The 13,391-nt window shown below is 70.4% G+C and carries 11 protein-coding genes; 6 read left to right on the top strand and 5 right to left on the bottom strand.

Annotated features, from left to right (window positions below; genetic code table 11):
- Nucleotides 1-114: 114 nt before the first annotated feature.
- Both AC1PMG_RS05680 and AC1PMG_RS05675 read left to right on the top strand, forming a co-directional pair.
- Nucleotides 115-2,586 (top strand): membrane-bound PQQ-dependent dehydrogenase, glucose/quinate/shikimate family, encoded by a 2,472-nt coding sequence (locus AC1PMG_RS05680; RefSeq protein WP_481110951.1) that lies wholly within the window; start codon nucleotides 115-117, stop codon nucleotides 2,584-2,586.
- Nucleotides 2,587-2,901: 315 nt separating this feature from the next.
- The gene (locus AC1PMG_RS05675; protein WP_481110950.1) at nucleotides 2,902-4,755 is read left to right on the top strand and encodes a methyl-accepting chemotaxis protein; all 1,854 of its coding nucleotides are present in this window, start codon (nucleotides 2,902-2,904) and stop codon (nucleotides 4,753-4,755) included.
- A gap of 36 nt (nucleotides 4,756-4,791) precedes the next feature.
- Here the strand turns inward: AC1PMG_RS05675 and AC1PMG_RS05670 are convergent, their stop codons facing one another.
- The 5 genes from AC1PMG_RS05670 to rluD form a co-directional block, all read right to left on the bottom strand.
- A complete protein-coding gene (locus AC1PMG_RS05670; RefSeq protein ID WP_342074099.1) occupies nucleotides 4,792-5,544 on the bottom strand; it encodes a hypothetical protein in 753 nt (250 codons plus the stop codon).
- A gap of 248 nt (nucleotides 5,545-5,792) precedes the next feature.
- The gene (locus AC1PMG_RS05665) at nucleotides 5,793-6,236 is read right to left on the bottom strand and encodes a thiol-disulfide oxidoreductase DCC family protein (protein WP_267119353.1); all 444 of its coding nucleotides are present in this window, start codon (nucleotides 6,234-6,236) and stop codon (nucleotides 5,793-5,795) included.
- Nucleotides 6,223-6,765 carry a DUF4166 domain-containing protein gene (locus AC1PMG_RS05660; protein ID WP_481110949.1) on the bottom strand — a complete coding sequence of 181 codons (543 nt, stop codon included), beginning with the start codon at nucleotides 6,763-6,765 and terminating at the stop codon, nucleotides 6,223-6,225. The genes AC1PMG_RS05665 and AC1PMG_RS05660 overlap by 14 nt, the downstream gene beginning before the upstream one ends.
- Nucleotides 6,750-7,523: a peptidoglycan editing factor PgeF gene (gene pgeF / locus AC1PMG_RS05655; RefSeq protein ID WP_481110948.1), complete on the bottom strand. Its 774-nt coding sequence runs from the start codon at nucleotides 7,521-7,523 to the stop codon at nucleotides 6,750-6,752. The genes AC1PMG_RS05660 and pgeF overlap by 16 nt, the downstream gene beginning before the upstream one ends.
- A 112-nt stretch (nucleotides 7,524-7,635) precedes the next feature.
- A complete protein-coding gene (gene rluD / locus AC1PMG_RS05650; RefSeq protein WP_342074103.1) occupies nucleotides 7,636-8,643 on the bottom strand; it encodes a 23S rRNA pseudouridine(1911/1915/1917) synthase RluD in 1,008 nt (335 codons plus the stop codon).
- Nucleotides 8,644-8,759: 116 nt separating this feature from the next.
- On the opposite strand from rluD, the gene AC1PMG_RS05645 reads away from it, so the two are divergent.
- The 4 genes from AC1PMG_RS05645 (at nucleotide 8,760) to AC1PMG_RS05630 (ending at nucleotide 13,208) form a co-directional block, all read left to right on the top strand.
- Entirely contained in the window at nucleotides 8,760-9,635 is an 876-nt protein-coding gene (locus tag AC1PMG_RS05645) for an outer membrane protein assembly factor BamD (RefSeq protein ID WP_017910377.1), read from the top strand.
- A 327-nt stretch (nucleotides 9,636-9,962) separates the two neighbouring features.
- Nucleotides 9,963-10,919: a hypothetical protein gene (locus AC1PMG_RS05640; protein ID WP_481110947.1), complete on the top strand. Its 957-nt coding sequence runs from the start codon at nucleotides 9,963-9,965 to the stop codon at nucleotides 10,917-10,919.
- 52 nt (nucleotides 10,920-10,971) lie between these two features.
- A complete protein-coding gene (locus AC1PMG_RS05635) occupies nucleotides 10,972-11,709 on the top strand; it encodes an ATP-binding cassette domain-containing protein (RefSeq protein ID WP_481110946.1) in 738 nt (245 codons plus the stop codon).
- Nucleotides 11,706-13,208, top strand: coding sequence for an ABC transporter permease/substrate-binding protein (locus AC1PMG_RS05630; RefSeq protein WP_481110945.1), 1,503 nt, complete (start codon nucleotides 11,706-11,708; stop codon nucleotides 13,206-13,208). Before AC1PMG_RS05635 ends, AC1PMG_RS05630 begins: the two co-directional genes overlap by 4 nt.
- Nucleotides 13,209-13,391: the final 183 nt, after the last annotated feature.

Here is a 13,391-nt window from a genome sequence, read left to right as displayed (position 1 = left end):
CTGCCTTGCGATGCGCGCCGTCCTCGCGACCCCGCGCTCGCCTCTCCCCCCACGATCGCCTGCATCGCCGCCATTCGCGCCACGCGCCAGGGATCCTCGTCGGATGTTTCGCTCATGACCGTTTCTCCCCCACCGAATGGAGCCGGCCGCTGGCTGTTCGCCGGCTATGCCCTCCTCATCGCCGTGATCGGCGTCGCCCTCGCCGTCATGGGCGGGCAACTCGCCGCCGTCGGCGGCTCCTGGTACTACCTGCTCGCCGGCGTGGCGCTGGCCGCGTCCGGCGTGCTGCTCGCGCTCGGGCGCCGCATCGGCCTGTGGCTGTTCGGCGTCACCCTGGCCGCGACCATCGCCTGGGCTCTGGCCGAGGTCGGCCTGGACGGCTGGGCGCTGATCCCGCGCCTGGCGATGATCTCGGTGCTGGGCCTGCTGCTGTTGCCGTTCTGGAAGGTCGCGCGCTGGCGTCTGGCGCCCGTGTCCGGCATCGGCTACCTGCTGGTCGCCGGCGTGCTGCCGGTGCTCGGCGCGGCGCTGGTGTTCGTGCCGCTGCTGTTCCCGCGCACGGTGGAACTGGCCGACCCCGGCCTCGCCGCGCAGCGTCCGCAGGCCGCCTTCAGCCGCGCGACCGTGGACAGCCCCGACCGCAACGTCGCCGGCAACCACGATGCCGGCAACTGGACCGCCTATGCCGGGTCCAACCTGTCCAACCACTACAGCCCCGGCGCACAGATCACCCCGGACAACGTCAAGGACCTGAAGATCGCCTGGGAATTCCACACCGGCGACCTCAAGCCGGCCGGCTCCAAGCTCGGCTACGCATTCCAGAACACCCCGCTGAAGGTCGGCGACCTGGTCTACATCTGCACGCCCACGCAGAAGGTGATCGCAGTGGAGGCCACCACCGGCAAGGAGCGTTGGCGCTTCGATCCGCAGACCAATCCCAAGGCCATGGCCGGCGTCGCCGCCACCACCTGCCGCGGCGTGTCCTACTTCGAGGCGACCACGCCGGTCGCCGAATGCGCCAAGCGCATCTTCTGGCCGATGGTGGACGGCCGCCTCGGCGCGCTCGATGCGATGACCGGCAAGCTCTGCGACAGCTTCGGCACGCACGGCTATGTCGATCTGAACAAGGACACCGGCAACACCAAGCCCGGCTTCGTCGGCCCCACCTCGCCGCCGGTGGTGATGCGCGGCGTGGTGATCCAGCCCACCGGGCAGATCCGCGACGGCCAGGAACGCGACGCGCCGTCCGGCGTGGTGCGCGCCTTCGACGCGATCAGCGGGCAGCTGCGTTGGGCCTGGGACCTGGGCAACCCGGCCATCGACGCGGCCCCGCCCGCCGGCCAGACCTACACCCGCTCGACCCCGAACGTGTGGTCGCTGATGGCCGCCGACGACCAGTTGGGCCTGGTCTACCTGCCCACCGGCAACGCCTCCGGCGATTTCTTCGGCAAGCAGCGCACCCCGCAGGAAGAGGAGTACACCGCCTCGCTGGTCGCGCTGGATGCGGCCACCGGCAAGGAACGCTGGCACTTCCGCACCATCAACCACGACCTGTGGGACTACGACATCGGCCCGCAGCCGAACCTGGTGGATTTCCCGGTGCCCGGCGGCGGCACCCGCCCGGCGGTGATCCAGGCCACCAAGTCCGGCCAGGTGTTCGTGCTCGACCGCGAAACCGGCGCGCCGATCATGCCGGTGCAGCAGATCCCGGTGCCGCAGGGCACCGACCACGGCGACTGGACCGCCAAGACCCAGCCGGTGTCGCCGGGCATGCCCAATACCGTGGGCGCGCCGAGCAAGGACTACGAGACCATCGTCGAATCCGATGCCTGGGGCATCACCCCGTTCGACCAGTTGGCCTGCCGCATCCAGTTCAAGCGGCTGCGCTACGAGGGCATGTTCACCCCGCCCAGCCTGGGCGGTTCGCTGGCCTTCACCGGCAACCACGGCGGCATCAACTGGGGCGGCGTGTCGGTGGACCTGCAGCGCGGCATCATGGTGATGAACAGTAATCGCCTGCCCTACACCGAGCACGTGTATCCGCGAAAGGAAATGCAGGCGCTGGGCGTGGTGTCGGTGTTCAACGGCAAGAGCAAGACACCCGGCTACATGGCCCAGGAAGGCCTGCCCTACGGCGCGCGCAAGGAGCCGTGGATGTCGCCGCTCAACACCCCGTGCGTGGCGCCGCCGTGGGGCTACATCTCCGGCGTGGACCTGCGCACCCAGCAGGTGATCTGGCGGCGTCCGCTGGGCACCGGCTACGACCAGGGCCCGATGGGCATTCCCTCGAAGATGAAGTTCGAACTGGGCACGCCCAACAACAGCGGCTCGCTGGCCACCGCTGGCGGCGTGACCTTCATCGGCGCGGCGCTGGACAACTTCCTGCGCGGCTACGACACCCAGACCGGCAAGCTGCTGTGGGAAGTGCGCGTGCCGGCCGGCCCGCAGGCCGCGCCGCTGAGCTACACCGTCGATGGCAAGCAGTACATCGTCGCCGCGATCGGCGGCCACGACCGCATGGAGACCAAGGCCGGCGACAGCGTGATCGCCTGGACCCTGCCCGACGCAGCGACGTCGGCGAAGTAAGTCGGCAACGCAACCTTACCCCGCCACCGGCCGCACGCATGCGGCCGGTGGCGTATCGCCGCCCTGGCGCTGATTTTCCGGGCCCGCCGCCCGAGTCACCTCCTGCGCGCGGCCAAGAGTCAATCACCTGCTGCGCTGCAGCACACCATCACGCCTTTAGCGCTAAACCGCGTGCGTTCAGGCCATATAAAGTTTCCGACGAACGGCAGGTGAAGGCGATCAAGCCGGCGCGGTGATGCGCCGATACTGGATGAACCCCCGCGCGATTGCATCGCCCTCGCGGCGTTGCCCGTTGTTTCCCAGCCGGTGCAGACCATGCCCTCGCCAACCGCCGTTCTCCACCCCACCGCCTCCTGGCTGCGCCCGCGTTCGGCGCTGCTTGCCCTGTCCCATGTCCTGGTCCTGCTGGCGCTGGCCGGCTATGCGTTGCACGTCGGTCGCACGGTGGGAGCCAACGGATCGGCACTGCCGCGATTGCTGCCGGCGCTGCTGGTCGCCGTGGCCGCAGCCGCGGCACTGGCCTGGCTCGGCAGACGCAGCGCGCCACGCGCCCTGGAACACGCCACGCAGGCGCTGCAGGCACTGGGCGAAGGCCGCTTCGAGCAGCGTGTGGAGGTGCTCGGGGACACGGCCGAGGTGGCGCTGCTGCGCGCGCTGCAGAACGCGCAACAGGCGCTGGCGGCACGCCAGGCGCAGACCGAGGCCGAACTGCGCCACGGCCGTTTCGTGATCCAGGCGCTGGACGATCTCGACACCATGGTGCGCATCGCCGACGACGATGGCCGCGTGCATTTCGCCAACCGCAAGCTGCTGCAGATGCTGCGCACCATCGAACCGGACGTGCAGCGCTTCCGCCCCGAATTCCGCGCCGAACAGTTCGTCGGCGGCAGCATCGGCGACATCTATCCGGACAGCCAGGCGGCGATCGATCGCATGCGCGCGCTGACCGGCTCCAAGCGCGTGCGCGCGCCGTTCTTCGGCCGCCAGATCGATTTCGTGTACAGCCCGATCAATGACGCCGACGGCCACCGCCTGGGCACCATCGCGCAATGGGAAGAGGTGACCGCGCAGGTCGCCGCCGAACAGGCGCTGGCCACGGTGATCGAGGCCGCCGCGCACGGCGACTTCAGCCAGCGCATCGAGACCGCGGCGATGGACGGCGTCCTCAAGTCGCTGGCCGAAGGCGTCAACCGCATCTCCGATGGGGTGGAGAGCAACCTGGCGGAACTGGCCGGGGCGCTGACGGCGCTGGCCGAAGGCGACCTCACCCACCGCGTCGACGGCCAGGCGCAGGGCGTGTTCGCGCGCTTGCGCGAGGACACCAACCGCACCGTCGCCAAGCTCACCGAAATCATCGTCGGGATCCAGGAGTCGGCCGACACGATCCGCCGCGCCGCCTCGGAGATCGCCGCAGGCAATACCGACCTGTCCGACCGCACCGAACAGCAGGCGGCGAGCCTGGAGGAGACCGCCAGCTCGATGGAAGAGTTGACCTCGGCGGTGAAGCAGAACGCCGACAACGCGCAGCAGGCCAACGGCCTGGTGCAGAACACCGGCGAGGTCGCCCGTTCCGGCGGCCAGGTGATGGACGAGGTGGTGGCGACGATGCGTGCGATCAGCACGTCCTCGCAGCGCATCGGCGAGATCATCGGCGTGATCGACGGCATCGCCTTCCAGACCAACATCCTGGCGCTCAACGCCGCGGTGGAAGCGGCGCGCGCCGGCGAACAGGGCCGCGGGTTCGCCGTGGTCGCCTCGGAAGTGCGGTCGCTGGCGCAGCGCTCGGCCGATGCGGCCAAGGAGATCAAGGACCTGATCGAGGCGTCCACGCGCACCGTCGGCGAAGGCGCCGCCCTGGTCAACCGCGCCGGCGCCACCATGCACGAGATCGTCGGTTCGGTGCAGCGAGTGACCGGCCTGATCGGCGAGATCAGCGCCGCCAGCGGCGAGCAGTCCAGCGGCATCGAACAGGTCAACCGCACCGTGGCGCAACTGGACGAAGTGACCCAGCGCAACGCCGCCCTGGTCGAGGAAGCCACCGCCGCCGCGCGCAGCATGGAGGAGCAGGCCGGCGGCCTGGCTGCCGCGGTCGCGGTGTTCCGGATCGAGACGGGACAAGGGCGGCCGGGCGGCAGCAATGTCACCCCACTGCTGCGCCGTACGTCCTGAGGCGACGCACGCGACGACCGCCCGCCTCGTCCAGGATCAGGCAAAGCTCATGAATTGCTGGAGCAGGAACTGCAACTGGCTGGCGCGGGTGGGAAACTCGCTCTGAGGAAAGTACCCGGTGTCGGTATTGATCACCGTCACGACGTCATCGCCATTGGGCGCTTGCGAAACGAAGGATTGCTGGGCCTGCCCGAGCAGCATCAATTGCCCCAGCACATGCGGGTAGTAATCGGCATAGAACCGCTCCACCGCCTCGCGCGTGGCGAAGGCATGACCGGCATGGGCCTTCTTGCTGGGGCCGGTTGCATCGACCACCTTCAACGGCTTGTACACGTTGCCGGTCTTTTGCTTGTCGCCGCCCCACACTGTTCCGGCCAAGGCGCCCTCGTTGACGAAGACGACGGCGTCGTTCAACTCCAGTGGCTGAGCGGTATTCTGCTGAATGATCTCGTCGGTGCGTCGCGCGACCAGTTTCAGGCGTTCGATGCTGGCGGCGATGTCGGCTGCATTTGCGCCGAGTTCGCGATACAGCGCCACATTCTGGATGTTCTGCGCGAAGGTGTCGTCCCGGTCCCAGTCGCCCACATAGAGCCCCACCACGCGCGTCGGCCTTTCGTAGATGGCGAAACCGGATCGATGCAATGGCCGCAAGCGGATGAACGGGCCCGTTCCGCTCATGTAGTAGGTACTGGGCAACTGCTCGCCGACGAATCTGTAGTTCTTGATATCGATCGTGCCGAACACGCGATTGCTTGGATGGATCAGCCGCGCAGGCGTAGGACTGGGCATAGCGGAACTCCTCTCGGGCGGGTGTGGGAGCGTGGAAACGGGGGGCACCACGGTGCTATCTGCCAAGGAGGCTGACGGACGCCGCTGCCAGCGGCTTGCCAGCAGAAGCAGCAGAGGCATCTCCATCGTTGCCGGTCCGATCGCGTGTGTGGCCCGTCCGTCAAGAACGGCCACCGCAGGCACTTGTGAACCCGCGGCGCTGGTTCGCGCAAGGAAACAGCCGATCGGACGCGCCGCGCGCGTCGTGCTCACTCCAGAAAGCGTGAGCGCTGTTGCGGCTCCGGCAGGAAACACTGCGCCGTGGTCCCGAACCAGCGATGGCGGTTGCGCGCCAGCACGCGGTAGCCGGCATCGCGCCAACGCCGCGGCAGCAGGCGCAGCGACGCGACACTGCGCCACACCCCGCCAAGCCCGGCGATCACCGCGATCGCCGCGTCCGAATCGGTCAATGCGCCGTGCCGTGTCAGCAGCAGGAACGACAGCGGATCGGCCGGATCCAGGCCGTGCTCGCGCAACAGCGCGCTGCCGCGCGGCGACTGCATCGCCGCGAAGCGGTAGCGGCCGCGGCGGTCGTGGCGCAGCAGGAACCGCACCCAGCGGCTGCACAGCGCGCAGACCCCGTCGAACACGACGATGGCCGTGTCGTCCGACGCTGCGGGCGCCGTACCCGGCGGTGGCTCAGGCCGGCGCAAGCCAGCCCTCGTAGCGGATGAACGGGCCGATCCACGGCAGCGTCACCGCGATCACGAACGCGTAGCGGCCGTCGCGCTGGTCTTCGCGGCAGTGCACGCCGGCCAGCCAGCGCCGCGGCAGCGGCAGCACGCCGAAGGCCCAGGCCCGTGCCGCGCGCCATTCGATGCCGGCACCGTCGATCCGCAGGGCGAATTCGAACACCACCGCACCCAACCGCTCGCGCAGGCGGCCGCGATGCAGCCACAGCCGCGAGGGCATGGCATGCGTCCCGAACCGGCGCTCCCAGCGCTCGCCGTGGGCATCGGCGCGAAACACCACCTCCACCGGCGTCGCCGGCCCGGTGCGCGGCAGCCGCACCAGCCACGCGCACAGCGGCAGCAACGGATGGCGGCCGCGCTGGACAATGGCCTGGCCGACATAGCGCGACTGCGACGACGGCGTGTGCAGCGCGCGCAGTACCGGCGGCAATTGCGCGAACGCCGGTCCCAGCACCTGCGCGAACAGCGGCGGCGTCAGGGCGCGATCCACGCCAGGGTCGCCATGCGCCCGCTGCGGCGGTCGCGCCGGTAGGAATAGAAGCGCTGCGCATCGGCGATGGTGCACAGGCCGCCGCCATGGATCTGCTCCGGGGCCATGCCGGCCGCGACCAGGCGTTGCCGCGCCAGTGCGTACAGGTCCACCCGCCAGTGGCCGGGCCGGGTGTCCACGAACGCGGCCGCGGCTGCCGGATCGTGGCGCAGGAACGCCTCGCGCACCTCGGCGCCGATCTCGTAGTGCTGCGGTCCGGCCGCCGGCCCCAGCCAGGCCTGCAACTGCGTGGGCGGCGTGCGCAGCGCGGCCACGGTGGCCTCCAGCACGCCGCCGGCCAGCCCCTGCCAGCCGGCGTGCGCGGCGCCGACCTCGCTGCCGTCGCGGGCGGCGAACACCACCGGCAGGCAGTCGGCGGTCAGGATCGCCAGCACCACGCCCGGTTCGGCGGTGACCGCGGCATCGGCGGTCGGCTCGGCGTCGATGCCGGTGCCCTGCGGCGGCCCGTCGAAACGCAGCACCTGCACGCCGTGCACCTGCCGCAGCCAATGCGGCGGCGTCGGCAGCGCCAGTCGCGCGGCCAACTCATCGCGGTTGCGCTGCACCGTGGCCGGGTCGTCGCCGTCGGCGGCACTGCGGTTGCCGAGGTTGAAACGGTCGAACGGCGGCTGCGAGGCGCCGGCGCCGGTGCGCAGGGTGGTCAGGGCGTGGACCCGCGGCGGTGCCGGCCAGTCGGCCGGCAGGGCGAAGTCGCTCATCGGCCGCGCCCTCGCCCGACATCGGCCGACATGTCGCCAGCCTGGCGTCGCCGGCCGCCGCGCGAAACGCAGCCGCGCGCCACGGCGCGGGAGACCGGCACCCCAGCCATGCTCAGCGCCGCGCCCGCTCGGCCGCCGCCTGCGCATCCACGCGGAGGGAGGCCATCAGTTGCTGCAGGTCGGCCGGCACCGCCGCGGTGGCGCGGACCGGCTCGCCGCTCGTGGGATGCTTGAACTCCAGGGTCTCGGCGTGCAGCGCCTGGCGCTTGAAGCCGCGCAGTTCGCCGATCAGCTCCTCGCTGGCGCCCTTGGGCAGCTTCAGCGGGCCGCCGTACAGCGGGTCGCCGACGATGGGGTGCTTCAGGTGCGCCATGTGCACGCGGATCTGGTGGGTGCGGCCGGTCTCCAGGCGGCATTCCAGGGCCGTATGCGCACGGAAGCGCTCGCGCAGCCGGTAATGGGTGACCGCGTCGCGGCCGTCCTCGCGCACCGCCATGCGCAGGCGGTCGCGCGGATGGCGGTCGATCGGCGCATTGGCGGTGCCGCCGGAGACCAGCGCCCCGACCACCACCGCCAGGTATTGCCGGTGCACGTCGCGCGCGGACAGCTGCGCCACCAGCGAGGTGTGCGCCTGCAGGGTCCGCGCCACCACCATGGCGCCGCTGGTGTCCTTGTCCAGGCGGTGCACGATGCCGGCGCGCGGCAGCGCCGACAGCCCCGGGTCGCGGTACAGCAAGGCATTGACCAGGGTGCCGCTGGGGTTGCCGGCGCCCGGGTGCACCACCAGCCCGGCCGGCTTGTTCAGCACGATGACCTGGTCGTCCTCGTACAGCACCTCCAGCGGGATGTCCTCGGGCAGGGCGTGGGTCTGGGTGTCCAGCACCGCGTGCAGGCTGGCGATCTCGCCGCCGCGCAGCGCATCGCGCGGCCGCGCCGGGGCGCCGTCGAGCAGGGCGTCGCCGGACTTGATCCATTCGGCCAGGCGCGAACGCGAGTATTCGGGGAACAGTTCGGCCAGCACCGCGTCGAAGCGGCGGCCGGCGGCGTGATCGGGGACGCGCGCCTGGCGCGGGCCGTCGCTGACGGCGTCCTCGGGGAGATCCGGGGGGGTATGGGGCATGGCAGGGGCACGGCTTGGGTCGGAAAAAGGGGGTCGCGGCGGCCATAGTCAGTCGCAGGACAGGCCACTAGGCTATCATCGCCCCTTCGTATTCCTGCCCTGCCGCGCCCGAACCCATGATCCGACGCTCCGTCCCGCTGTCCGCGCACGTCCGTTTCATCGCCCTGCTGCTGGTCACGCTGGTCGTGGCGACGGGTTGCCACCGTCAGAAGAAGAACCCCGAAGAAGGGATGCCGGTCGAGCAGCTCTACCAGAAGGCGCATGCGCAGATGGAGAGCGGCAACTGGGCCGGCGCCGAGAGCAGCTTCAAGCGGCTGATCGCGCAGTACCCGTACGGCAACTACACCGAGCAGGCGATGATCGAAAGCGCCTACGCCCAGTACAAGGCCGGCAAGCACGACGACGCGGTGTCGACCATCGACCGCTTCATCCGCACCTACCCGACCCAGCGCAACATCGCCTACATGTACTACCTGCGCGGGCTGTCCAACTCCAACCGCGACACGGTGTTCCTGCGCCGGGTGTGGTCGCTGGACCCCAGCCGCCGCGACCTGTCCACCCCGCAGCAGGCCTACGCCGACTTCAACACCGTCGCCGAGCGCTACCCGAACAGCCGCTACGCCGCCGACGCGCGCGCGCGCATGATCGCCCTGCGCAACGTGTTCGCCCAGCACGAGCTGGACAACGCGCTGTACTACCTGCGCCGCGACGCCTGGGTGTCGGCCGCCTCGCGCGCCACCTACCTGCTGGAGACCTACCCGCAGAGCGCCTACCAGAACGACGCGGTGGCGGTGCTGGCCGATGCCTATACCCACCTGGGCAACAAGACCCTGGCCGCCGACGCGCGCCGCGTGCTCGAGCTCAACGACCCGCAGCATCCGTGGCTGACCGGCAACTGGCCGAAGTACCCGTGGATGATCCGCAAGCTCAATCCGTTCGCCGGCGAGAAGTCCGCCGCCACCGGGCAGTCCAATTCGCAGATGCAGCGCTGATCCACCGCGCCGGCAGGATGCACACCGACAGGGGCCGCAAGGCCCCTGTCGCGTTTCCGGGCAACGCCGATCGGCCTCGGCGGTCCGCTGGCGCACCTGCGCGCGGCTGCTGCGGGCGGCCATGACGACACCAGCAACCACCCAAGGCTGCGCGCATCGCCAGGCAGCGCCAGTCCCACCCACTAGCCGCCCAGCATGGCGCGCCTCCAGACCAATCCCGGCGGAGTGCGACCCGCACCGCAGTCCCGGGAATTGGCGCCGATGCCCGTGGCCGGGCTTGCTAGGCTGGCCCCGTGCCCGCCCCGGGCCGCTTCCGCCGGGAACGCCATGTCTCTGTCCTTGCTGCGCCCGCTGCTGCGCCTGTTCGCTGCCCTCCTCGTCCTCGTCGTCGCTGCCGCCCCCGCCGCCGCGGCACCTGCCATCGTGTACGGGGTCAACGGCCACGACGGTCGCCAGGCCTACCCCCTCAGCCAGAGCGAGGCGGTGTTCCGCCTGCTCGACCAGCGCAACCTGCGCAGCTACCGGTTCGACGTGGACCCGCGCAACTTCACCGTGCTCGACCGGCTGGTGCAGCTCTCGCGCCAGTACAACATCGCGCTGCGGCCCATGGTGTATCCGATGTCGCAGGAGATCGGCTACGCGCTGGCGCGCCGCTATGCCAACGACATCAAGGTCTGGGAGATCGGCAACGAGCAGGACCTGGACCGTGCCGCCGCCCCGGCGCGGATCGCGGCGATGACCACCATGTACCGCGGCATGAAGCAGGCCTCCGACGAGCTGGGCGCCGGCCTGCAATTCACCATCAACATCACCGCCTGCAACAGCGACGACCATTCGGCCAACGCGCGCTGCCCCGGCGACCGCAACGGCTCGCTGTGGTTCCTGGACCAGGCCAAGGCCGCCGGCTTCGACTTCGACCGCATCAGCTTCCACTACTACGCCTTCCACGGCGAACACGGCTACTGGATGGATCTGTACCTGGGGCAGCTGCGCGCCGCTGCGCAGAAATACGGCACCAAGGTGTACGTCAACGAGCTCAACTGCGCCGAGGTGTACACCGGCAACACCGATGGCGGCCATTCCGGCGACGGCGCCTGCTACGACAGCGTGGCGGACCTGCTGCAGACGCTGCGCAGCGACTACGCCGACGTGGTCGCCGAGATCAATCTCTACGAATTGCTCGACCAGCCGGACCAGCAGGGCGCGGAGGCCCATTTCGGCCTGATGTACGACCTGGGCCGGCCGAAACCGACGCTGGACCTGCTGACCGACGCCGCCCGCTGAAGCCGCGGCGTCTTCGCATGGCGTGGTCGCCGCCTGCGGCTATGCTGCTTCGATGTTCGAACTGCATCGGGTCACCCACCGCTACGGCGACATGCTGGCGCTGGACCAGGTCGATCTTCGCATCGCCCCGGGCCGCACCACCGCGTTGATCGGTCCCAGCGGCGCCGGCAAGTCCAGCGTGCTGCGGCTGCTGCTGGGGCTGGAGTGGCCGGATAGTGGCGAGGTGCGCTTCCAGGGGGAGCCGCTGCGTCGCGCCACCTTGCTGGCGCAGCGCCGGCGCATCGGCTACGTGATCCAGGAAGGCGGCCTGTTCCCGCACCTGAGCGCCCGCGACAACGCCGCGCTGCTGGCGCGCACGCTCGGCTGGCCGCGGCCGCGCATCGAAGCGCGCCTGCATGAGCTGGCCGAGTTGTGCCGCCTGCCGGAAGCGCTGCTGGCGCGCTACCCGGCCGAACTGTCCGGCGGCCAGCGCCAGCGCGTCGGACTGATCCGCGCCCTGTTGCTGGATCCGCCGGTGTTGCTGCTGGACGAACCGCTGGGCGCGCTCGACCCGATCGTGCGCCACGAACTGCAGACGCAGATGCGCGAGCTGTTCGCGCTGCTCGGCAAGACCGTGGTGCTGGTGACCCACGACGTCGCCGAGGCCGCCTACCTGGGCGATACCCTGGTGCTGATGCGCGGCGGCCGCGTGCTGCAGGAAGGCAGTGCACGCACCTTGCTGGAGGCGCCGGCCGACCCGTTCGTGAGCCAGTTCCTGCGGGCGCAGCGCACCCTGGAGGAGGCGCGATGACCTCGCCGGGCGCGCGCTGGCGCGCGATCGCAGCGGTCGCCTTGGGCAGCCTTGCCAGCCTGCTGGGTCTGCCAGCCGCTGCCGCAGACGCCAAGGTCGTGGTCGGCTCGAAGAACTTCACCGAAGCGGTGGTGCTGGGCGAGATCGCCGCCGGCGCCGGGCGCCAGGCCGGGGTCGAGGTCGAGCACCGGCGCCAGCTCGGCGGCACCCGCATCCTGTGGCGCGCGCTGGAGCAGGGTTCGATCGACGCCTATGCCGAGTACACCGGCACCCTGGCCGCCGAACTGCTGCAACTGCCGGGCGCCGACGACGACACGTTGCGCAAGGCGCTGGCGCAGCGCGGCCTGGCGATGAGCGCGCCGCTGGGCTTCGACAACACCTATGCGTTCGGCATGCGCCGGCAACGCGCGCAGGCGCTGGGCATCGTGCGCCTGTCGGACCTGGACGCGCATCCGACACTGAAATTCGGGCTGAGCAACGAATTCGTCTCGCGCGCCGACGGCTGGCCCGGCGTGCGCGACGCCTACGGACTGCCACAGACGCCCACCGGCCTGGACCACGACCTCGCCTACCGCGCGCTGGACAGCGGCGCGATCGACCTCACCGACCTGTACAGCACCGACGCCGAGATCCCCGCGCACGACCTGCTGGTGCTGCAGGACGACAAGCACTACTTCCCGCGCTACGCGGCGGTGTTCCTGTACCGCGCCGACCTGGCACAGCGCGCGCCGCGCTTCGTGCAGGCGCTGCGGGGACTGGGCGGACGCATCGACGCGGCGACCATGCAGCGGCTCAACGCCGAGGCCAAGCTCGACAAGCGTGCCGAAAGCGCCATCGCCGCACACTGGCTGGGCATCGCCGCGCCGGCCGAGGACGGACGCCTGCAACGGCTGCTGCAACGCACCCGCGAGCACCTGGCGCTGGTCGGGCTGTCGCTGGGCCTGGCCCTGCTGGTGGCGCTGCCGCTGGGCATCCTGGCGGCGCACCGGCCACGACTCGGCCAGGCGGTGCTGGCGCTGACCGGCGTGCTGCAGACGCTGCCGTCGCTGGCGGTGTTCGTGTTCATGATCCCGCTGTTCGGTATCGGCGCCAAACCCGCGATCGCCGCGCTGTTCCTTTACAGCCTGCTGCCGATCGTGCGCAACACGCACGCCGGCATCACCGGCATCCCGCGCGAACTGCGCGAGACCGCCGCTGCGTTGGGACTGCCGCCAGGCACCCGGCTGTGGCGGATCGAACTGCCGCTGGCACTGCGCACCCTCCTCGCCGGCATCAAGACCGCGGCGGTGATCAACGTCGGCACCGCGACCCTGGGCGCGCTGATCGGCGCCGGCGGCTACGGCCAGCCGATCCTCACCGGCATCCGCCTGGATGACCTCGGTTTGATCCTGGAAGGCGCGGTGCCGGCCGCGCTGCTGGCGCTGCTGGTGCAGGGCCTGTTCGAGCTGCTGGAACGGGTGCTGACCCCACGTGGATTGCGCCTGGCGGCGCGGCGGTAACGGGCGTCAGAGGTGCGATCAGCCATCGGCAATCGGCACCCGCGCGAACGCATCACAGCGGCATCGGGTCGCGGCTAAGCCGCGCCTACCGGTACCTGCCGCTTCTCTCGTAGGAGCGGCTTCAGCCGCGACCAACGAAGCCATGCACCCAACAGGATCGACGATGCGGACCGGTACTCGACT

The sequence above is a fragment of the Xanthomonas sp. NCPPB 2250 genome (genome assembly GCF_056725265.1).
Note: the sequence above shows the minus strand (reverse complement) of the source record. Positions and strands in the feature narration are given on the sequence as shown.

Coding starts and splice junctions, on each gene's coding strand:
- pgeF (WP_481110948.1), bottom strand. CDS start 7,523: ATGAGCGACTTCGCCCTGCCGGCCGACTGGCCGGCACCGCCGCGGGTC.
- AC1PMG_RS05645 (WP_017910377.1), top strand. CDS start 8,760: ATGATCCGACGCTCCGTCCCGCTGTCCGCGCACGTCCGTTTCATCGCC.
- AC1PMG_RS05680 (WP_481110951.1), top strand. CDS start 115: ATGACCGTTTCTCCCCCACCGAATGGAGCCGGCCGCTGGCTGTTCGCC.
- AC1PMG_RS05670 (WP_342074099.1), bottom strand. CDS start 5,544: ATGCCCAGTCCTACGCCTGCGCGGCTGATCCATCCAAGCAATCGCGTG.
- AC1PMG_RS05640 (WP_481110947.1), top strand. CDS start 9,963: ATGTCTCTGTCCTTGCTGCGCCCGCTGCTGCGCCTGTTCGCTGCCCTC.
- AC1PMG_RS05630 (WP_481110945.1), top strand. CDS start 11,706: ATGACCTCGCCGGGCGCGCGCTGGCGCGCGATCGCAGCGGTCGCCTTG.
- rluD (WP_342074103.1), bottom strand. CDS start 8,643: ATGCCCCATACCCCCCCGGATCTCCCCGAGGACGCCGTCAGCGACGGC.
- AC1PMG_RS05675 (WP_481110950.1), top strand. CDS start 2,902: ATGCCCTCGCCAACCGCCGTTCTCCACCCCACCGCCTCCTGGCTGCGC.
- AC1PMG_RS05635 (WP_481110946.1), top strand. CDS start 10,972: ATGTTCGAACTGCATCGGGTCACCCACCGCTACGGCGACATGCTGGCG.